At 56.4% G+C, this 21,314-nt stretch carries 19 protein-coding genes; 17 read left to right on the top strand and 2 right to left on the bottom strand.

The genetic code is table 11. From position 1 onward, the window contains the following. A partial coding sequence (locus ACESLM_RS13725) for an AraC family transcriptional regulator (RefSeq protein ID WP_372632134.1) occupies window positions 1-118 on the top strand: 118 nt, incomplete at its 5' end. 79 nt (window positions 119-197) lie between these two features. Here the strand turns inward: ACESLM_RS13725 and asd are convergent. After that, complete coding sequence (asd, locus tag ACESLM_RS13720; protein WP_372632132.1) at window positions 198-989, bottom strand: archaetidylserine decarboxylase; 792 nt, start codon at window positions 987-989, stop codon at window positions 198-200. Window positions 990-1,322: 333 nt separating this feature from the next. On the opposite strand from asd, the gene ACESLM_RS13715 reads away from it, so the two are divergent. Beyond that, window positions 1,323-2,471 (top strand): glycosyltransferase family 4 protein, encoded by a 1,149-nt coding sequence (locus ACESLM_RS13715; protein ID WP_372632131.1) that lies wholly within the window; start codon window positions 1,323-1,325, stop codon window positions 2,469-2,471. Between the two features lie 56 nt (window positions 2,472-2,527). Here the strand turns inward: ACESLM_RS13715 and ACESLM_RS13710 are convergent, their stop codons facing one another. Next, entirely contained in the window at window positions 2,528-2,890 is a 363-nt protein-coding gene (locus ACESLM_RS13710) for an ArsR/SmtB family transcription factor (RefSeq protein ID WP_372632130.1), read from the bottom strand. Between the two features lie 174 nt (window positions 2,891-3,064). Here ACESLM_RS13710 and ACESLM_RS13705 point away from each other — a divergent pair, with 174 nt between their 5' ends. The 15 genes from ACESLM_RS13705 (at window position 3,065) to ACESLM_RS13635 (ending at window position 21,269) form a co-directional block, all read left to right on the top strand. Further along, on the top strand, window positions 3,065-9,319 hold the full coding sequence (locus ACESLM_RS13705) for a WIAG-tail domain (RefSeq protein WP_372632128.1): 6,255 nt from the start codon (window positions 3,065-3,067) through the stop codon (window positions 9,317-9,319). Between the two features lie 253 nt (window positions 9,320-9,572). Next, a complete protein-coding gene (locus ACESLM_RS13700) occupies window positions 9,573-9,926 on the top strand; it encodes a BlaI/MecI/CopY family transcriptional regulator (protein ID WP_372632127.1) in 354 nt (117 codons plus the stop codon). Window positions 9,927-9,935: 9 nt separating this feature from the next. Further along, entirely contained in the window at window positions 9,936-11,612 is a 1,677-nt protein-coding gene (locus ACESLM_RS13695) for a M56 family metallopeptidase (RefSeq protein ID WP_372632126.1), read from the top strand. 366 nt (window positions 11,613-11,978) lie between these two features. Continuing rightward, window positions 11,979-12,824 carry a glycosyltransferase family 2 protein gene (locus ACESLM_RS13690; protein WP_372632124.1) on the top strand — a complete coding sequence of 282 codons (846 nt, stop codon included), beginning with the start codon at window positions 11,979-11,981 and terminating at the stop codon, window positions 12,822-12,824. 4 nt (window positions 12,825-12,828) lie between these two features. Beyond that, window positions 12,829-13,926 carry a hypothetical protein gene (locus ACESLM_RS13685; RefSeq protein WP_372632123.1) on the top strand — a complete coding sequence of 366 codons (1,098 nt, stop codon included), beginning with the start codon at window positions 12,829-12,831 and terminating at the stop codon, window positions 13,924-13,926. Continuing rightward, a complete protein-coding gene (locus tag ACESLM_RS13680; protein WP_372632122.1) occupies window positions 13,923-14,660 on the top strand; it encodes a glycosyltransferase family 2 protein in 738 nt (245 codons plus the stop codon). Before ACESLM_RS13685 ends, ACESLM_RS13680 begins: the two co-directional genes overlap by 4 nt. A gap of 42 nt (window positions 14,661-14,702) precedes the next feature. Further along, entirely contained in the window at window positions 14,703-15,428 is a 726-nt protein-coding gene (locus ACESLM_RS13675) for a sugar phosphate nucleotidyltransferase (RefSeq protein WP_372632120.1), read from the top strand. Then, a complete protein-coding gene (locus tag ACESLM_RS13670) occupies window positions 15,425-16,537 on the top strand; it encodes a GT-D fold domain-containing protein (protein ID WP_372632119.1) in 1,113 nt (370 codons plus the stop codon). Before ACESLM_RS13675 ends, ACESLM_RS13670 begins: the two co-directional genes overlap by 4 nt. 18 nt (window positions 16,538-16,555) lie before the next feature. Then, window positions 16,556-17,938 (top strand): glycosyltransferase family 2 protein, encoded by a 1,383-nt coding sequence (locus ACESLM_RS13665; RefSeq protein WP_372632117.1) that lies wholly within the window; start codon window positions 16,556-16,558, stop codon window positions 17,936-17,938. 234 nt (window positions 17,939-18,172) lie between these two features. Continuing rightward, entirely contained in the window at window positions 18,173-18,463 is a 291-nt protein-coding gene (locus ACESLM_RS13660) for a nucleoside-diphosphate sugar epimerase (protein WP_094050284.1), read from the top strand. A gap of 30 nt (window positions 18,464-18,493) precedes the next feature. After that, window positions 18,494-18,829 (top strand): alpha-helical endospore appendage domain-containing protein, encoded by a 336-nt coding sequence (locus tag ACESLM_RS13655; protein WP_372632115.1) that lies wholly within the window; start codon window positions 18,494-18,496, stop codon window positions 18,827-18,829. Continuing rightward, the gene (locus tag ACESLM_RS13650; protein WP_094050286.1) at window positions 18,826-19,095 is read left to right on the top strand and encodes a hypothetical protein; all 270 of its coding nucleotides are present in this window, start codon (window positions 18,826-18,828) and stop codon (window positions 19,093-19,095) included. Before ACESLM_RS13655 ends, ACESLM_RS13650 begins: the two co-directional genes overlap by 4 nt. A gap of 29 nt (window positions 19,096-19,124) precedes the next feature. Then, complete coding sequence (locus ACESLM_RS13645) at window positions 19,125-19,430, top strand: hypothetical protein (RefSeq protein ID WP_372632114.1); 306 nt, start codon at window positions 19,125-19,127, stop codon at window positions 19,428-19,430. 199 nt (window positions 19,431-19,629) lie between these two features. Next, on the top strand, window positions 19,630-20,346 hold the full coding sequence (locus ACESLM_RS13640; protein ID WP_372632112.1) for an S-layer homology domain-containing protein: 717 nt from the start codon (window positions 19,630-19,632) through the stop codon (window positions 20,344-20,346). Continuing rightward, window positions 20,343-21,269, top strand: coding sequence for a copper amine oxidase N-terminal domain-containing protein (locus ACESLM_RS13635; protein WP_372632111.1), 927 nt, complete (start codon window positions 20,343-20,345; stop codon window positions 21,267-21,269). The genes ACESLM_RS13640 and ACESLM_RS13635 overlap by 4 nt, the downstream gene beginning before the upstream one ends. The last annotated feature ends 45 nt before the right edge of the window (window positions 21,270-21,314 follow it).

The following is a 21,314-nucleotide window of genomic DNA, read 5'->3' as shown; positions in this document are numbered from 1 at the left end:
GCTGCACGCGGGCATGAACGTGACCGAGGTCGCCGACGCGCTCGGCTACCGCGATATTTTCTTCTTCAGCCGGCAATTTAAGCAGTATACAGGCAAGAGTCCTTCGGAAATTCGGTAGAGTTTGCTATTCATGAGAAAAGCCCGTCCATTGCCGCAATTAACGGCCGTGGACGGGCTTTTCCGGCGGGCATGCCGGTTCATGCTTTCGGAATCAACGTCCCGAGCCGTTCGCCCATGCGGACTTTCGAGCCGAGCGTCAAATCCTCGCGGGGCTTCAGCGTGGCGTCTTCGGTTAACAGAACGATGGTGGAGCCGAATTCGAAATAGGCGAGCTCGTCTCCTCGGCGGAGACGGTCGGGCTTCGGTTCGACGTAGCGGATGCTGCTGACGTTCATCGCGCCTACTTTGACGACGGCGACTTCCCCGCCCTCGTGGCTGATGTAGGAGACGAGGCGTTCGTTGCGCGACAGCACGCGGCGCATCGAGGTCAGCCCGAATTCGTTGACAGGATACACTTTGCCTGCGATGTGCTCGCTCTCGACGATCTGTCCGTCGCAAGGAGAGTGGATGCGATGGTAGTCCGTGGGACTTAGATAGAGCACCCAGAAGTAGCCGTGCCGGTATTGGGCGATTCTCGGAGAGCCGTTAAGCAGTTCCTCGACCGTATAGTCTTGTCCTTTGATTTTAAGCATCATGCCGTCTTCGATGACTCCGCATCCGGTGATGAGCGCGTCGACCGGACTGGTCAGCGCATCGGAAGCCGAATCCACGGGCCGGCGGCCGGGCTTGAGCCTGCGCGTAAAGAAATCGTTCAGCGAGAGGTATTCCCCGATCTCCTTCTCCGCTTCTTCGATCGGAATATGGTATATCGCCGCAAAACGGGGAATCATGCGCCGGCTGAAGGAAGATTTGGCGAAGCGCCCTGTCATTCGGGATATGAACTTGCGCGAGGACAGCTCTGTCATCATGCGCAGCAGCCAACGAGTCATGTGGCCGAGCACTCCTTTATCGATAGATTCGTTCCCGAGAATTGTGACATAACGCCGAATAAAGTGCAATAGCCCCTTTGTCTGGCGTCGGGGTAGACGCCGTAACCATTCTCCGGGCCGTCGTATATGCTGGAGCGATGGCCTAGGGCGTGTATGCAAACCCGCTCAGAGGCATCTATCACCGCCTTTTCGCCCCCTGCTGCGTCACTTTTGCTTGACGTACCTCCGGTACGCCTTCACAAAAGTTCCTTGCATGGAACGAAAATTCGGCAATATCTGCTTTCCTCGGAGTATGCATACACGCCCTAGAAGGCAGGCGAGGGAGTTGGGACGATGCTGAAAGCCGCATTCATTACTCCGGGAGCCTTCCCGGTTCCCTCCGCGATGGGAGGATCCGTCGAGCGCGTAGTCGAGAAGGTCGTTCCCGAGCTGCTGCCCCACGTCGACGCTACGATCTACGGCAGAAAAGGGAAAAGATTGCCTGCCAGAGGGAGCTTGCACGGCGTGAAGGTGGAAAGATTCCCAGCCGCGGACAAGGGAGACTATTTTAAAAGCGTATGCGCCAGGCTGGTCCGATCGAAGCCGGACGTTATTCAGGTGGAGAATCGTCCCCTGTGGGTGCCCAGGCTGAAGCGGTTGTTTCCGCGCAGCCGGATCTGGCTCAATTTGCATTCCACTACGTTCATTAACGCCCCGTATTTGACCCCTTCCAAGCGAAAAATATGTTTGCAGGCGGCCGACCGCATTCAAGTGAACAGCGAGTTTCTGCGTTCTTACGTTCAGGCGCAAGTTCCGCGGGTGTCCGATAAAATCCGCGTGAACCCTCTTGGGGTGGACCTGTCGAGATTTCACGGCAGATCGACGCCGGAGGGCGCGGCCATGCGTCAGGAAATGCGGTTCCGCCACGGATGGGGCAACCGCCCCATCGCCATCTACGTCGGCCGTCTCGTTCCCCAGAAAGGGGTAAAATATTTGCTCGCCGCTATCCCTTCCATCTTATCGATGGTGCCCGATGCGCTGATCGTCGTCGTCGGCAGCGCGAGATACGGCTCGCACCGAGAGACGGGACACGTGAGACGGCTGCACCAATTGGCGGCGCGGTTGAAAGGGCACGTTCATTTTCAACCCTACGTATCCCATCACGATATTCCCCGCTGGTTCGCGATGGCCGACGTCGCCGTCGTTCCGTCCGTCGGACGGGAGGCGTTCGGGCTCGTCAATCTGGAGGCGATGGCCGCGGAGCTTCCGGTCGTTGCTACCCGGGCGGGCGGGATGAAGGAAATCGTCGTGGACGGACATACCGGGTTTCTCGTATCCACGGATTCCGTAGCGATCACGTCGGAACTGGCGGGAAAAATCGGCTATCTGCTGGCGAACGGAGAGGCGCGCCAGGAGATGGGCTATCGGGGCAGGGAACGGGTACTGAAGGATTTTCAATGGCGGCATACGGCGGAACGCTGGCTCGATTTCCAGCGGGAGTGAGAAGAGGCGCATGAGTCCCCTTGCGGGAATCGTGCGCCTCTTTGGCGATCGAGTGGTTACTCGTGTTCCAGATGCTGCAACGTCTGCAGAAAGATCTGTTCGATGTGGGAGTCGTCGAGCGAATAGAAGACGGTTTTGCCGCTTTTGCGCCGCTTGACCATACGCATGTTGCGCAAATACCTGAGCTGGTGGGATACCGCGGACTGCCCCATGTCCAACAGCGTTGCCAGATCGTGCACGCACAGCTCCCGGTGCAGCAGGGCGCCGATCAGCTTGATTCGGGTCGGGTCGCCCAGAGCTTTGAACAGCTCGGCCAAGCGGTTGGCGGAATCTTCGGTAATCATGAGTCGCTTGACGTCATGCAGCGGAAGTTCGGAATGGGCGCATTCCTCCGACCGTTCGAGCGCGATTTTATCCATAGTAATCTCCCTTGCGGCAGGTTGCGATTGTTTCTTCATTATAACCTAACGGATAGCTCGCGGAAATAAGGGGATCAAGTGCGGACGGAACTGGACGGACGCCCATCCTCGTGACGCGCCCATAGGTGAATGCATATGATACTGAAGACTTCGATGAACAGGAAGGAGAGGGACATGAAAAAGAAACGAACGGGCAATTCCCCGAAGTCGCGCAAGCCGCTGTACTACGTCGACGATCCGAACAAACTCGAGCTGAAATGGCTGGATGACATACAAAAGTCGAAGACGAAGCCGATGGCCGTGCACGGATCGGCCGTTGCCGCGCCGGAGAGTCAAGCGGGCGACAAGCCTAAACGCGAAACATCCGAAAATAGCACTGCCGAGGTCCCGGCTCCGGCTGCGGCCGCGAACGCAGCCGTTCAGCCGTCGGCGGAAACCGCGGCGAGCCCCGAAGAGACGGATGAGCTCGCGGCCATCGCGACCGAGCAGCTTCCGGCGATCGAATTGCCGGAAGCCGCGTCGCCGCCGGATATCGTGGCGGTCGTCGAATCCCTGCGTTCGGAAAGCGTCCAGTCCACGGATGAGCTGGTGGCGATGATGAACGAGGCTATGGCGAAAGAGGAGGCTCTCCGGGAACAGGAGGAAGAGGAGGCCTCGGAGAGAGAAGCCAGGCATGCCAAGTTGGACGAGAAAAGGATGCCGTCCCGCCCGGCGCCCGTCGTCTATACCGACGATGTCGCAGACGAGGCGATTACGGGAGAGAAGCTGGCCCCGTTCGCGGTGAAGGCCGTACATCTTGCGGCCGATTCCGTCCAGACCGATTCGCTGGCGGACTTCTCCGTCACGGCAATCAAGCTGGCCGACGGTTCGATTACGTCCTCCAAGCTGGCATCGGAATCGATTGTCGGGGACCATCTGACCAAAAATTCGATCTCCGGCCAGAAAATCCGCGACCGGTCGATTACCGGCGAGAAGCTTCGCGACGGAAGCGTCTCGTCGGAGAAGCTGGCGGACAGAACGATCAGCTCGGATAAAATCGCCGAGGGATCGATTCAGTCCAAACATTTGAACGTCTCGGTCATCACTTCGGAATTGCTGCAGGATCAGAGCATCACGTCCGAGAAAATCCGCAGCGGAGCGATCCGCAGCGAGAATCTGGCGAACGAAATCGTAGACACCTCCAAGCTGGCCGAAGGATCGGTGACAACATCGAAGCTGCGCGATGGAGCGGTGACGAAGGATAAAGTGGCAAGGGGAGCGATAGAGTCTCAACACTTGACCGAGGGACTTATCGTTGCCGATCATGTGGCACTGGGCGTCGTGCAGGGAAAGCACTTGGCTCCGCGGGCCGTCGCGGCGGAGCATCTCGAAGACGGAGCCGTGGGTACAAGGGAAATGGCGGATCGTTCGGTGACCGGAAGAAAGCTGGCGCTTGGGTCCGTACAATCCGAGCATCTTCGGCCGGCAACGGTAAAGGCCGATCATCTCGCGGACGAGGTCGTTAATGCCAAACATCTTCAGGACGAGTCGATTACGGCGTCGAAGCTGGCGGATCAGTCCGTCACGACGCTGAAGCTCGTCGATCAAGCGATAACGTCGACGAAGGTGGCGGACCAGAGCATCGTCTCCGCCAAGATCGCAGACGAGGCGGTGCAATCTCGGCATATCGCCAAAGGAGGTATCGTATCCGAGAAGCTGGCCGAAGGGGCGGTGGAGGAGCGTCATCTCGCGGACGACTCGGTTAACGGCCGTCAACTTGCCGCCCAATCCGTTGGCAGGGTGCATCTTGCCGACGGCGCGGTCGGTTCGGTCCAGCTCGCCAAAAACGCCGTTCAAGCCGCGCACGTCTCGGAAGGAGCGATCGGCCCGGCGCAGATGGCCGAAGGCGCCGTAACCTCCGACAAGCTGGCCGAGCGTTCCGTGGGCAGCGGGCATCTGTCGGCCGCCTCCGTTAGAACGGAGCATTTGGCCGGCGAAAGCGTCACGTCGGAACACTTAGCGGCAGGAGCGCTGAAGCCGCGTCATTTCGGCCACGAGTCGGTAGTTGGGGGTGCGTTGGCCACGGATTCGGTCGACGGCAGGCATATTCGCACCGGAGCGGTGGAGGCCGTGCATCTGGCGAACGGTTCGGTGGGCACGACCTCACTGCAAATCGAGGCCGTGACGGAAAAGAACATCGCTCCTGGAGCCGTCGGAGAGCGGCAGCTCGGAATTCGGTCCATATTTTCCCACCATCTGACCGATCACCTGATTACTTCGCTGAAGCTCTCTCCGGAATGCGTGTCCACGGATAAGCTCGCGGATTTGGCGGTGACGTCGGCCAAACTGGCGGACGACAGCGTCAGCTCCGACAAGCTGTCAGAGAACGCGGTCTTCGACAAAGCCTTGCAGGACGGGGCCGTAACGGGGCGCGCCCTGGCCGAAGGCGCCGTCGCTTCGAAGCATCTGAAGCCGAAATCCGTCAAGCAAGCTCACTTAGGCGAAGGAGCGGTCTCGTCCGCGAGCCTGGAAGACGGAGCCGTCACGTCGGATAAAATCTCGCACGGTTCGGTCAAGTCGCCGCACCTGGCCACGGGTTCGGTGGAAAGCCGCCATCTGGCGGAGCAAGCCGTACTCGGCGTTCATTTGGCCGAAAGAAGCATCCGCGAATTTCATTTGAACGACGGCATCGTCGGCCCGGGCAAGCTCGCGTCGAACAGCGTGGATGGAGGGAAAATCGCGCCGGGCTCGGTGAAGGAGCACCACATCCAGGAGCAGGCGATTATGTCGGCGCACTTGAAGCGGGATGCGGTCGAGTCGGCGCATATCGGCGCAGGGGCGATCGGCGAGCGGCATTTGGCCGCCGGCAGCGTGAAGGAAGCAGCGCTCAAAAATGCCGCCGTTACCGCGGATAAGCTGGCGGACGGCAGTGTGACAGCCAAAAAGCTGGCTCAGCTTAGCGTTGGCACGGAGCATCTTCAAATCGAAAGCGTCAGCGGTAAGCATCTGAAGTCCGAGGCGGTACACGGCTTCCATCTTCGCAAGGGCACGGTGTCCATCTCCCATTTGGCTCCCGATTTGCTCGAATTGGCCAAAAACGGCGAGCGGCGCATCGATGCGGAGAGACTGGAACCGAATGCCGTCAGCGCCGTTCACCTCAAAGACCGGACGATTACGGATGAGAAGCTGGCCGACGGTTCCGTCACCAGCCTAAAGCTCGCGGACGGAGGCGTGACGGCCGATAAACTGTCCGCAAGCAGCGTCACGACCTACAAGCTGGCCGATTCCGCGATCACGTCGGATAAGCTGAGCGACGGCGCTGTGACGGCCGAGAAGCTCGCTTGCGGCAGCGTGGGCACCGAACAGCTGGCGGAAAGCTCGGTGACGGAGGCTGTGCTGGCGGACGGCGCGGTAGGAACCGGCAAACTGGTCGACGGTGCGGTAACCGCGGACAAAATGGCTAACGGAAGCGTAGGGGCTGACCAATTGTCCAACGCTTCGATTACCGGAGAGAAGCTGGCGGACGGCGCAATCGGCGCGAAGCAGCTTGCTTTGCGCTCGGTACAGGAGGATAAGCTGGCGGACGGCGCGGTGGGGTCGAGGCAGATCGCGGAAGGAGCGGTCGGCGAGCTGGCGCTTGCGGCCGGCAGCGTAACGGAAGACAAAGTGAGAGACGGAGCTATTACGGCGGATAAGCTGGCGGACAGCGCGGTCGGGACGAAACAGCTCGCGCTCGGAGCGGCGACGGCGGCGATTCTGGCAGACGGCAGCGTCACGAAAGAGAAGCTGCTTCGAGGCGCGGTGACGACCGATAAGCTGGCGACCGGCAGCGTCGGAACGGAGCAATTAGCGGCCGGAGCGGTCACGGAAGACGTATTGGCGAACGAAAGCGTAACGGCGGATAAATTGGCCGGAGGCGCGGTGACAGCCGAGAAGTTGGCTTCCGACAGCGTCGGAACGTCGCATTTGTCGAGGGGGGCGGTAACGTCCGACACTCTGGCCAACGGCAGCGTAACGGCCGAGAAGCTTCACGCCGGCTCGGTAACGACGGATAAGCTGGCTTACGGGAGCGTAGGCTCCGGACAATTGGCGGTCGGCGCGATTACGTCGGAACTTCTTGCCGAAGGAAGCGTGACGGATCGGAAGTTGGCCGACGGTTCGGTGACGGCGGAGAAATTGGCTTACGGCAGCGTCGGAACGAATAAGTTGGCGGACGCCGCGGTCGTCTCGGAGATCTTGGCCGACGGCGCGGTCACCGGGGAAAAGCTTGCGGACGGCGCGATTACGTCGGAGAAGCTGGCTTTTCGCAGCATAGGCGCGCAGCATTTGGCCAAGGGCGCGGTCCTCACGGAGGCGGTAGCGGATGGAAGCATAACCGGCGCGAAGCTTCTCGATGGAATCGTCACAGCCGATAAGCTGGCGGGAAGCAGCGTGGGCACGAGTCAGCTGGTGCTCAATTCGGTTACGGAAGATATTTTGAGTCCCGGCAGCGTAACGGCCGTCAAGCTGAGAGACGGCGCGGTGACGACGGCGAAGCTGGCGCGTGGCAGCGTTGGAACGGATCAATTGGCAGCGGGCGCGGTACAGGCGGAATCATTGGCCGACGGTGCGGTAGAAACCGGAAAGCTGGCGGACGGCGCGGTGACGGCGGAGAAATTGGCATACGGCAGCGTCGGTCCGGAACAGCTGATGGATGGTGTGGTGCAGACGAGGAAGCTGGCGGACGATTCGGTAGGAACCGGAAAGTTGGCGGACGGCGCGGTGACGACGGAGAAGTTGGCTTGCGGCAGCGTCGGTTCGGAACAACTGGCGGACGGTGCGGTACAGGCGGGTAAGCTGGCGAACGATTCGGTAGGAACCGAAAAGCTGGCGGACGGCGCGGTAACGGCGGAGAAATTGGCATACGGCAGCGTGAAGGCCGGACATTTGGCCGTTGGAGCGGTAACGGAAAACCGGTTGGCTAACGACAGCGTCACGACGGCAAAGCTGGTGGACGGGGTCGTGACGACGGATAAGCTGGCCGGAGGCAGCGTGGGCACAAGCCAATTGATGGACGGCGCGATAACTTCCGAGAAACTATTCAGAGGCGCGGTGACGAGCGATAAGCTCGCGGACGGCGAGGTAACAACGGCGAAGCTGGCTTGTGGCAGCGTCGGAACGGGGCAACTGGCGATCGGCGCGGTTCAGGCGGAATCGCTGGCGGACGGCGCGATCGGGACCGTGAAGCTGGCGGACGGCGCGGTAACGGCGGAGAAGCTGGCTTACGGCAGCGTCGGTCCGGAACGGCTTGCGGATGGAGCGGTTACGACGGCTAAGCTCGGCCTGGGAGCGGTTGTGTTGGAAAACCTGTCTCCGCCGTTGTTCGAATACCTGCAATTCGCGGGGGCGGACATTACGGAGGAACGGATCGCTTCTGGCGCGGTAACGGCGGAGAAGCTGGCGATCGGCTCGGTAGGGACGGAGCAGCTAGCGGACGGATCCATCGCGAGCGGGAAGCTTCAGGAAGGCAGCATCGGACCGGAGCAGTTGGCGCCGGGAGCGGTGAACGGGGAGAAAATCGCCGCCAGGAGCGTAAGCTCGTCGCACATCATTCCGCGCTCGATTCTGGGTTATCATCTCGGGGAGCAGACGATCACCTCCAGCCACCTCAAGCCCCAATCCGTTACGGATGCTCATTTGGCGGACGGAAGCGTCAGCGAATCGAAGCTCGCACCCGAGGTGCGGGATAGGCTCTTCCAACTGCAGCAGACGCAATTCACGGCGAAGGAAGCTTCATTCGACAATACTCCTCGCCAGTTGGAAGCAGGCAGCGTGGCGAGCGAGCACCTGGCGGACGGAAGCGTGAGCGGGGCGAAGCTGGAAGCGGGCAGTGTAACTGGCGAGCATCTGGCTGATGGCAGTGTGAACGGAGCTAAGCTGGAAGCGGGCAGTGTAACTGGCGAGCATCTGGCGGATGGCAGTGTGAACGGAGCTAAGCTGGAAGCGGGCAGCGTAACTGGCGAGCATCTGGCGGATGGCAGCGTGAGCGGGGCGAAGCTGGAAGCGGGCAGCGTAACGGGCGAGCATCTGGCGGACGGAAGCGTGAGCGGGGCGAAGCTGGAAGCTGGCAGCGTAACGGGCGAACATCTGGCGGACGGCAGCGTAAGCGAAGAGAAACTTGCTTTTTCTCCTGTGGCGGGTCCCTGGCCAGGAGTGGGCGTGCTGTTCGGTAACCGATCTTATGCCTTCCAAGGCGGAAATGAATCGCTGCGTTTGATTGTACCGTTTCCGATCGCTTTTTCCGATGATTCCTACACGTTAGTTGCGATGTCGGATCATCCGGCTTGCAGCTGCATTCTTGCCGCCAAACGTCCTCATGAAGCGGAACTGATTGTGTTCAGAACGAGATTGGGCCCTGAACCTCAGGGAGCCATTCAGTGGATTGCGCTAGGCCAAAAAGCAAATGCATAGTTTCGAGTCATGCCGTACGGTCATTTTTCCCACTTTATCGTTGTGGGGGAAATGACCGTTTTACTTATTCCTCCGCCACGGCGACGCCCTTATCGTATGGACGGACGACAACGCCGATAGGCAGCATGGCGAAGAGAGAGTTGGTGTAAGAAAATTACAGGACTATATGGACAAGTCGATTCTACAGTAGTAGAATATAGAAATATGATTCTACTGAAGTAGAATATTGAGAACGGGGTGCATTCATTTGGTTATGAAGCTATTCGATAGCGAACTTAATATTATGGAAATCTTGTGGAGAGATGGCGATACCCCAGCAAAGAGAATTGCAGAAATTACAAAAGAAAAAGTAGGCTGGAGTAAAACAACAACGTATACCATCATCAAGAGATGCCTTGATAAAGGGGCAATCGAGCGACGGGAGCCCAATTTCGTCTGTCATGCGCTTGTTACACGAGAGCAAGCGCAGGAACACGAAACAACAGAATTAATAAATAAAATGTATGATGGCGCCCCCGACAGACTGATTGCTTCATTGTTGGGACAGAAACGGTTATCGACGGAAGAAATAAACCGTTTAAAACGTCTAATCGATAGTTTGGAATGAGGTGAGGGAATGTCGTTACTTCAAATGAGTATATCATCATCCGTCTTTATTTTTGCAGTTATTTTCTTACGTTCCTTGCTTATTCACAAGCTGCCCAAAATGACCTTTAGGTTTCTTTGGGGCGTTGCGCTCATTCAATTGCTTGTACCTGTCTCAGTTCAATCGCAATTTAGTATTTTTACGGCAGCGGAACATTTAAGCAGAATGTTTACATCGCCGAAATTGATTTCCACGCCAGGAAGTTCAACATCTATTAATGGAACTACGGTAATCATGCCGCCAATTGCAGATCCTGTGACCGCGCCGATTATGCCATTGAAGACGGCTTCACAAATATCGCCATTTGTATGGGGGTGGTTAGTTGGTTGCACGTTGTGCGCTTTATTTTTTATCATTCCGCATTTAAGGTATCGCACAATCTACAAAATGGCTGTGCCTATTAGAAACGATTTTATAAGAAAATGGCAGCATTCAAATTTGTTATGGCGAGATGTTCAAATCAGGCAACTGGATCATATCTCAACTCCGCTTACATACGGTATTTTTCGGCCTGTTGTACTCTTGCCGAAAAATTTGGACTATGACGATGAGAAACAGCTTGCGCTTATCCTGACCCACGAATTTACGCATATCAAGCGATTCGATACGCTCAACAAATGGATTCTTGCCACTAGCGTATGCGTCCATTGGTTCAACCCTTTCGTATGGGTCATGTATATCCTTGCCAACCGCGATATCGAGCTATTCTGCGATGAAACAGTCATACGAAAATGGGGGGAAAACACGAAACCTACTTATGCTAGAGCACTTGTACGTTTGGAAGAAAAGAAAATCGGCTTGTCGCCGATGATTAGCAGCTTTTCCAAAAGCTCAACCGAAGAAAGGATTATATCGATCATGAAAACCAAGAAAATCACGATCGCCACGAGGCTGCTCGCTATTGGGCTTGTAGCCAGTGTCGTTGTCATCTTTGCGACTTCTGCATTGGACAAAACGGAAGCTTCTACGGGTGTCGACAATCCAATAGCCGAACCTTCAGCCGAAGCAGTACCCGCATTATATCAAGGTGCTATCACTACCGAAATAGTGCCCGCATTATCGCAAGGTGGCACTGCTACTGATTTAATGCCGCACGATTTAACATTCAACAAGAAATATGATGTACCGAAGTTGATAGACAGCCTTATGGATTCGAAGTATCGCGCAGTTTATATGGACAAAGAAATATCTCTTCGTGTCATGACGGATAACACCATACAGATAAGCAAAGATAATGGCGCGGTTTGGAAAAAATATGATACAGATGAAATCGATGCAAAAGAATTTGCAAAATGGCTGCTGATAAATGATGGAAATCCGGGCTATTCAATAGAAGAAGTTCAGAGTCGCTTGGCAAACGGGGCAGAAGTAAAACATTTAGTGTTTGAAAATGTAAAGGAGATGTATCTCATAATCGATAGGAACGGTGTACAGATTGAACTTGTACAGCCTGAAAAAATATCTTCCGTTCTGATCGACGGTCAAAGAATGATGATTACTTCCGCTATATCAGCCCAGATGCTGAAATCGTTTTATGACTTGTTAGTGTCGAACCATATCCTTTCGGAAACTCATGCAGAACAAGATTATTCGGAAAGAATGAATTATCTTGAAAAAAATCTCCCTAACTTTATCGTGACGAAATAAAGGCGAGTTACACCCGGGGAGCATGCCAAGAAGAATGGACTTAATTTAGGCTAGGTCGCGGCGGCTTCATGCGGTACTATCCCCTTACGATAGACAGTGAAAAAAGAGTTCATGTTACCGTGAATTCAACACTGTTGAGTGAGGGGATTTTTTTAGTCGGTGTCAAGCAAGCGCGGGCAGTTAACGAACGCTTGGCTCCTTACATTTTGCAACGCCGAATTAAGGGGGCAAATACCATAAGTATGCACGAGTAGGCCAATTGATGAGGCACATGAACTTGTCACACATACTATGTCTTGTATACCCTTGCCCGAACCTGAGGGGGTGAATGGATTGGCGATTCATGGCGGGAGACGCAGTTCCCGCATGCGCAAACCGAAATTCGCGGGTAAAGGACGCAAACGGCCGATCCGGCAAGCGGCTTCCGAACAAGAGAATCTCGACGCTCAAGAACCGATCCATCTGACGGGAGACCCGTGGCAGGCGCCGAAGGTTTCGGTCATCGTGCCGGTCATGAACGAACGGAGGACGCTGCGGAGGGTGATAAGGGAAGCTTTTCGCGTGCATCCGCATACGGAAGTGATCGTCGTCATCAACGGTTCGACGGACGGTTCCCTGGACATCGCGAGAAGAAGCGGAGCCAAGGTGCTCGTCTACGACCGTCCGCTAGGACACGATGTCGGCAGATCGATCGGCGCCAGAGAAGCAATGGGAGATATTCTGCTGTTCATCGACGCGGATATGGTCATTCCGGCGGCGAAGCTGAGAGTGTTCGTCGACGCGGTGGCGAGAGGGATGGACGTAGCGCTTAACGATTATTCCGGCCCGGTCGACCTTCCCGTCGTGCACGGAGTCGTCCTGGCCAAACATGCCCTTAACACGCTGCTTGGGCGGCCTGATCTGGCCGGGGCTTCGATGACGGCCATTCCTCATGCGATCAGCCGCCGCGCTTTGTCGGCTTTCGGCTGCTCGGCGCTGTCCGTTCCGCCCCTTGCGCATACGATGGCGATCCGGCACGGACTTAAAGTGGAACGAGTCGTCCCGGTCAATGTCGGCAAGCTCAATCCTGTGCGGTTAAAAAGGGAACGCACGAACTCCCTGGAGCCGCTCATCGTAGGCGATCATCTGGAAGCCATCCATTGGTGGCTCAAGCATACGGACTTCAGGGGCGGATACGAGGACGGCTTCCGCCAAAGAGGGATGGTGAGATAGCGAGATGAAGAAAAAGCGCCGCTCTACTAAGCGAGCCGTCCGTCCTTCCGCACGCAGGCGAACGGTTCGTCCCTCTCGGAGCAGGAAGCTTCGACCGAAAACCGGCGCCACCAAAAGGAGGAAACCGGCCGCGCGCACGGGAACGTACGCCGATTATGCCGCGGGAGCAAACGACGGAGCGGCTTGGCGAGGAAGTCAGCCCGGCACGCCGGAAATGCTTCGCGAAGCCGTTCTCGAGAGTTGGAAGCGAAGATTTCGGGACACCGCAGGGAGAAGAAAAGCGGATTGGCGGCTGACGCTGCAGCGCGGCAAGCATTATGCGGCCGGGTTTATGCAAGGGTCGGGAGTGCGCGCCGCGATCTGTCCGGTCCCTCTGCAGATGAAGGCGTCTGCCGTCGTGTACGCGGGAGAGAACGAGACCGCGCTGTTTCAGACGCTGTCCCAGCTGGAGGTTTTACCGCTGCACGAGATCGTGATCGTCGCCGGACAGCCGACCGAAAGTCTCTTCGCGCTGGCAAGAGGGTTTGGCAACGCGGTCGTCGTCGTTTTGCCGGACCGGGTGGACCCCGATATCGGACGGGCTCTGGGCGCTAAACTAACCGGAGCCGACACGGTACTGTTCGTCGACGGGGAGCAACCCGTCGGGTCCGATCAGCTTGCGCGTTTCTTATGGGAGTGCGACGGCAAGCTGGACGTCGTCCTGAATGATCTCGGCTCGAGAATGGGGACGTTCCGCCGCCGCAAAGCAATCGAGCGGCTGCACGAGTTTCTGAACGCGAGCTTGAAGAGAGAGGATTTGAAGATCAATTCCCTGTCCGTGCTTCCGTTCGCATTATCCCGGCAGGCGCTCGACTCGCTTGGCGCAGGCGCGCTGTCCGTGCCGGTTAAGGCGCACGCGTTAGCGATACTGAAGGGACTTCGAATCGGAACGGGAGGCTTCGTACGAGGGGGGGCGTTGCCGGATTATGCCGATTCGAGATGGAAGAAAGTTGCCGGCGATCATGCCGAAGCCTGGAGAGAGGCGCTTGGCGTCAGAGGGAATCGGATGCATTTCGCGGATTCGACGCGCAATCGAGGCCTATTGGGAGAGTGGGTGACATGACCAAAGCTTCTATTATCATTCCGACGTACAACGGTCTTGACTTGCTGCAGAGATGCGTGCAATCGATTCGCCGCTATACCGATCTTCCGCATGAAATCATCGTCGTGGATAACGGGTCCCGGGATGACACGGCGGCCTGGTGTTTGCGGGAGAGGCTGACGCTCGTGTCTCTTCCGCGCAACGAAGGATTTCCCATTGCCTGCAACAAAGGGCTGCGCCTCTCTTCCGGAGACACGATCGTTCTGCTGAACAACGATACGGTCGTGACGCGCAATTGGCTCGCCAATCTGTCGTCGGCTTTGCATAGCTCCGCGGACATCGGCATCGTCGGTCCCGTTACGAACTATGCCAGCGGCTCGCAGCAGGTGCATTATCCGTTCGAGGATCTGGAAGAGTTTCTGAGAATCGCGGAAGCCGTGAACGTGCCGGATCCGGCGAAGAGGAAGCGGGTCGAACGGATTGTCGGACTGTGCTTCGTTTTTCGAAGGGAACTGATGGAGAAAATCGGTTTGCTGGACGAAAGATTCTCGCCCGGTCATTACGAGGACGACGATTATTGCTTGCGGGCGAGGCTTCACGGATTCGGCTTGATCGTCTGTCACGACGCTTTGATCTATCACGAGGGAAGCGCCAGCTTTAAGAGGGAAGGCTCATTGCAGCAATCTCTGCTCGTCGAACGAAATTATAAGAGGTTTATGGATAAATGGCAGCTTGATCCTCGGGCGTTTGTCTAAAAAAGGGCTGTCTATGCCCCTTACTATGAGGAGGTATCGCTTTTGAAGGCTGTCATCTTGGCGGGCGGCACGGGAACTCGACTGAAGCCGCTCACCTACTGGACGAACAAACACTTGCTTCCTATAGGCACGTATCCTATGATTTGCCACGGAATTACGAAGCTGAGAGAAGCCGGCATCCGGGATATCGTCATCGTGACGAACCGGTCCGCGCTCGGCAGTTTTGCGGAGGTTTTGGGCAGCGGAAGAGATTGGGGCGTATCGATCGTGTATCGGGTCCAGGAAGAAGCCGGAGGAATCGCTCAGGCTTTGGAATTGGCTCGGCCGGTCATGAACGGCAAGGATAAATTCGTCGTGCTGCTCGGAGACAATCTGTTCGAAGAAAGCCTTCAGCCATATTGCGACCAGTATGCCAGGCAGTCCGAAGGAGCAATGGTGCTGTTGAAAAAGGTCGACGACCCGCGCAGGTACGGGGTACCGTTGCTGGATGAGGAAAGCGGACGGATCGTGACGATCGAAGAGAAGCCCGAACAGCCGAAGTCGGATTTCTGCGTAACCGGGCTCTACTTCTACGATACGGAAGTATTCGAGCTGATTGACGGAGTCAAGCCTTCCCGCAGAGGGGAATTGGAAATTACCGACGTGAACAACGCTTATGCCGCGACCGGCAAGCTGACCTATCGGGAACTGACCGGCTGGTGGACGGATGCGGGCACGTTCGAGTCTTTGGAAGAAGCGGGAAGGAGATTAAAGGGGGCGATTTCATGATTCAGCCAAGCTTGCGCAAGCCGGTTAAGCCGGCGGCCGTCCCTCCCGCGCCCAAAACGGAGAAACCGCGTCCCCCGGCCAAGCCGGCGTTGAAGCCGAAAGCCGTCAAGTCGATTGCGACGGCCAAGCCGGGTAAGAGATCTTCCAAAAAAAACGTCCGAAAGCTTGCGGGAGGGAAGGGGAAAGCTTTATCTCGCCGAAGGCGTCTCGGCAGAAAACGCAGAACGCCTCTCGCTCCCAATCCCCAGCTAGAACAGTCGGGCGAAGGGGCCCAAGAATTGAAGCGCAGCTACATGCAAGGATTTCAGGAAGGGATGATCGAAGGCGGCGAGCGCATGCTGCAGGAGCATCTGCCTTCGGATATGATTATCCCGGACATTACGGCCAGGGAGGCGATCAATGCCGGAATCGAATCGCTCAGGAAGCGGGGCATCCCTCTGTTGGATAGCTCGGCGGTCTACGAGGAGCTGGAAGCGGCGCTTAGAGAGAAGCGGTCTTACGCTTTCATTCGTCTCGGAGACGGGGAGTTGCTGACGTTGGCGCAGGAAATGGTTCTGTCTCTGGAGGAAGTCCGGCGAGCGGGAGGCTTTCTCCCTTATGCGGGCGTGACGATTCCGAATCTGCAGGCGCGCGACGAGCTGGCGGAGTGCATCAAGGTGGCTACGCTGATCGGAGTCCCGATGTCGCGTCATCCTCATTTTCAACCGTTGCTGTTCGCCGTTCTGCGCGCCCATGGCATCGATTATCGCAAGCTTCGCTATACGACGTCCACGATGAACTACACGATGGAGGAGCAGGGCTTGCTGCTCCGGCTGTTCCAGGGACGCAAAATTCTGATCATCGGGGACGTGGCGCTGCAGCTTCGGCAGGCGCTTGTCGACAAAGGGCTGGAAGTGGTCGGAGCGGTAACCCCGGTTAACGGCTACGCCGACGTTCCTCGGGTCGTGGCCCAGGCGATGCAATACGATTACGATATCGCTCTCGTAGCTGCCGGCATTCCCGCGATTCCGATAGCGGTCCATCTGGCGGGAATGGGGGGCAAGGTGACGTTCGATTTCGGGCATCTGGCCGATCGAATGGCCGGGCTTGCCCAACCCGAAAGGCAATAGGAGCAGGAGGTGAGAGGAATGGCCGCGACGAGAAACAAGGTCAAACGGACAGGGCGGCGCAGGCCTTCTCGTACCGGATCGAAAGCTGCCGGCGGAAGGTCCCGCCGGCAACGCGAAGCCCGGCAAATCCGCCACCGCGAAGGATTCGGGGACGGATACCGGGAAGGCGTGCAGTCCGGACTGCAAAGCTATCCGATTCTATTCGAAGGAACGAGCATCGTCATCCCGACTTATAATCAATTAAACCTGGTGAAACCGTGCATCGAGAGCATTTTCGACCATACGGATCTGCCCTACGAGATCATTGTCGTGGATAATGCTTCGACCGACGGGACGGCTGCCTACTTGCAGGATCTGGGCGGACAGGTCCGGTTCCGGGTTCTGGAAAAAAACCTCGGGTTCGCAGGTGCAATCAACGTCGGAATGATGATGTCCAAGGGAAGCACGATCGTGCTGCTGAACAACGATACGCTGGTGACGGAGAACTGGCTCGACAACCTGCTGGCGTGCTTGAACAGCGACGAAACGATCGGCATGGTCGGACCGATGACGAACTATATCAGCGGCGAGCAGAAGATCGACGTCCCTTATACGGATATTGCCGATATGCCCGCTTTTGCCAAGGAATACAACCAGTCGAATCCTTCAAAGTGGCGCAGAGTGGATCGTCTGACCGGGTTCTGCCTGTTGTTCAGGCGCGAGCTGTTCGAAGCGATCGGCTACTTCGACGAAGGATTCGAAATCGGCAACTTCGAGGATGACGACTACAATATTCGGGTACGGTTAATGGAAAAAAGCCTGGTTATGGCGCAGGATACGTTTATTCATCATTTCGGGAGCGTCAGCATGAAAGCGCTGGGGGACCGGTTCCAGGAGGTCAACGATCGCAACCAGCAGTACTTCATGGACAAATGGCGCAACCCGTACGAATGGATTCAGCAGGTTCGCAGTCAACTCGCTTTAACGCAAGGGATTCCGCTTCACGCGGCTTCCTTCTTCCCCGAGAGAATTGTCGTGCAGGGGATCGGTGCGAATTACTACTGGGTCGAGCAGGGACAGAGACGATTGGTGGAAGGCTCGATTACGTTTCCTGCCGTCAGGCTGTCGCAGATCGACCTGAAGCGCTGGCCTCTTGGCGATCCGATCTCCGTTCAGGAAGTGGAAGCGCGATGGCGGGGGCTGGACGGCGCATCCGGATGGGAATCCGGCGTCGCGCAGCTGGAGGACGGGACGCTGTTCTACGCGGAGAACGGCAAAGCGCGGAGAATCGTCAGCGCATCGGTGATGAGGTCCTGGCAGCTGCATCTTAAACCGGCGCGGACGATCTCCGTGGAGCAGTTGGCGGAAGCGGAGGAAGGTCTGCCGATTATCGCTCCCCCTGCACTGAAGCAAGTGCTGTAGGGGAAGGAGCGAATGAACGGCGCCTTCGCGAGAAGAGTCGGTCAGGCTTATTGTCGGCTGTCTTCATGTGGCGGACGATAGGCCTTATTGGCGTTTCGCCGCGCGAAAAGGCGCGCTAATGTAGGCGATTGCTCCTGTGGCAAGCGCTGATTGGCGGCATATGCTGTAGGGAACTAGACGTTTGGTGCTGGTTGCGTGAGAATGCACTTTGGCTTAAGGGAGGGTATGGCTGGCATGCAGGAGCTGTTGACCGAAATCGTCGTCCACCTCTCCAGATCCCATCAACAGATGGCCAGAATACTGGATGCCAAGCGGCATGTGGCCGTACGGATGGCTCATCTCGTCCAGGCGCTGCCGGATGAGCATCCTCAGTTGAACGGCTTAAACGGGTTGCTGGATAGTTCGTCTAACGTAACGAAGAACGTCATTTCTTATTTGAACAGCCTTGCGGATTTGCAGGAAGCCGTCGCCGACAGCTTAACCAACGTCGTAAAGGCGATCGGGGATTCCGGCGACGAGGAGTAGCAGCGGCGAGGAGAAAGGAGGGGAGATGAGATGAACCGGGAGGAAGCTTATCATCTCACGCTCGACGCCATTGCGAAGATGCAGTGGAACGTAGCCATGATTCTGGAAGCGAAGGCCGCGGAGGCCGAAAAAGTCCGCAATTGGCTCTGCACCCATATTACGAACGATACGTACGAAGCGCATAACGACCAGCTTACGACCTGCATGCAGTGGAACGAGCAGAACGTCGAGGTTCTGGACGGATTGACGAAGCTGTGCAACGGGCTAAGCCGCAACATGAAAGTGATCCTCAATCCGGATAACGAAGAGTCCGACGGCATGGGGTCCATGTTCGGAGGATACGACATGGGAGACCGCGAAAGATGAACCGGCCGGATCGGGAATGGGAAATCAAGCTGCAACTGATGGGCGCGATCTCCAGAAGCCAAGAAGCGTTAGCGAAAATACTGGAAAACGTAGCGGACGTGACGGATCATGTCGGCGTCTCCCCCGCGACTTTGCATGAGCACGTGCGGGTGCTCAACGGGATGCAAGGGGCGCTGCTGAGAACGGTAACCGGGCACAGCTGGCGGCCTCCCGTCATCGGAACGCCGGCCGAGCCATGGTTATCCGAGGCGGTGAGACGCAAGTAATTAAGCTAAGCGACCGGAGGTGTCCCGAATTGAAAGGCAAATCGCGTTCCGCCCGCACCGGCGGAAGGAAGAAATCCATCTCCGGCAGAAGCGGCAAGAAGCCCGGACGCAGAGGCAAGATCCGAGCAGGCAAAGGCAAGCTTCGTTCCCGCAAAATCGCCGGCAAGCGTAATCTTCGGAGAAGGCGGGCGGGCAAGGGGCGGGCCGGAAGCGTCGGAGGGGGCGGCTCCTCGTACCAGGCGGGTTTTAACCAAGCGTATAACGAAGGGTACAACATCGGCTTTGCCAAAGGCTTCGAGGACGGTCATCAGCTTGCTTACGAGCAGCAGCTTTGAATGAGAGAGTCGGATAAAAGCACGATTTGTAACGATTTGTCAAAGTGTGCTTGACAGAATTGTCGTTAATGTAATAAATTAACTGAAAACAGGATAATTTTACGCGAGGAAGCACCACGCCGACTGGGGAGACATCCCTTTGTTTGCTGGTGTTTTTTTATCGGTATTTGTTGAATTTTTACGTGAGGGGGGATCGTTAATGAGGAAAAGAAGCGCCACGCTCGTCGGGCTGAGCTTGGTTGCATGGGCAGTGTCGGGAGCGGTCGGCGCCGCAGCCCCGGGGACTTCGTTCAAGGATATCCCGAAGCGGCACTGGGCGAAGAGTCAGATCGAGAGAGCCGTATCGCAGGGATATGTGAATGGCTATCCGGACGGAACGTTTAACGCCGCGGCTTCCGTCACCCGCGCGGAATTCGTCAAGATGATGGCCGATGCGCTTCGGCTTCCTCATTCTCAAGGCGGATTGCCTTGGTATCAGGGGTATGTGTTCGCGGCGTTTGAATTCGGCATTCTGGACGAGACGGACTCGACAGACTACAATCGTCCGATCAAACGAGTCGAAATCATGCGCATTATCGCCCGGGCGTTGGCGACGGAGGCTTCCTACGGCGAATATTTAGAGAGCTTTCAGGTCCTCAAGAAGGGGGATATGCCGTTTGAAGATCGACAGGAGTTTCAGAATCGGGATGTACCGTTTATCGCTTTAGCCTATGGAGCAGGCATCGTAAACGGCTTCCCGGATCGGACGCTGCAAATTAATCGCACCTCTACCCGGGCTGAGACGGTTGTCATGATGGAAAGCTTCCTGGAAGTCAGAGCCGCTGATCCGCTATCGAGAGATCGGCTGCGGCAGTTCAAATCCGACGAATTAAACAAATGGACTAAAATCGATCCCATACTGGAGGAAGTAAAATGATGAAACGAATGTCGCTATGGATCTTGATCGTAATGCTGCTGGCCGTGGCTGTTATTCCCGCTGCCGTTATTGCCGCAGATCAGAAATCTTCCATTCCTAAAGTCGCGCCTCAAGCAATTGAAGTTCTTGTGAACGCCCGTAAAGTGAAATTTCCCGACCAGAAGCCCAAGATGGAGAACAACCAGGTGCTTGTACCGATTCGTTTCGTCTCGGACAAGCTGGGGGGCAAGCTTGATCTGAAGGGCAAGGAAATTACGATCGTCAAAGGGGACCGGACGGTAAAGCTGGTCATCGGCGCGAAGACGGCGACGGTGAACGGCAAGGAACTGGCGCTGGGCGTCGCGGCCAAGGAAGTGAACGGACGGACCTATGTGCCGCTTCGCTTTATCTCCGAAGCGTTGGGAGAGAAGGTGGAGTGGGACAAGGCGACTCGCTTTGTTTGGATTGGCAGCAAGGATATTCCGGAGCTGAGCGATCTGATAGAGCCTGTGAGTATTGATCCGTTTAAGAAGTATTTCGAAGGTGGGGATGAAGACCTTCTTGTCATCTGTTACAAAGGTTGCAAACCTGCCACTCTGGCCTATGTCGTTACTGCGGATGATCTGCCTTTTATGGTGAGGGGGGAAGCTTATTATCGATTTGATATGTCTTCCAATGATCGCGGAGTATGGATTCGTGCGACGACAACGGATAAAGGTGTTATGCCAAATGGATTAGTTTACTTAAATCCAAAGCGGGAGGCTATGCTTGCAAATGGAAGTTTTCTCGCAGAAGAGAATCAGGGGGACTTTCGATTTATTTATTACTATGTTTCCCGTCCAACGGATGTTAAAAGGCGAGATTACACGATCCAACAAGCGGATTATATCTCTATTACAGCAGATTATCCAGGCTACATTTTAATCGAAAATCCCTTGAAGTGAGTAGGAGGTTGAGGGATGCACAAGAGAATGCGTAAAAGAATACTA

The sequence above is a fragment of the Cohnella sp. genome (assembly GCF_041641335.1).
Lineage (GTDB): Bacteria > Bacillota > Bacilli > Paenibacillales > Paenibacillaceae > Cohnella.
The sequence above is the reverse complement of the archived record's forward strand: the minus strand, read 5'-3'. Positions and strand labels throughout refer to the sequence as shown.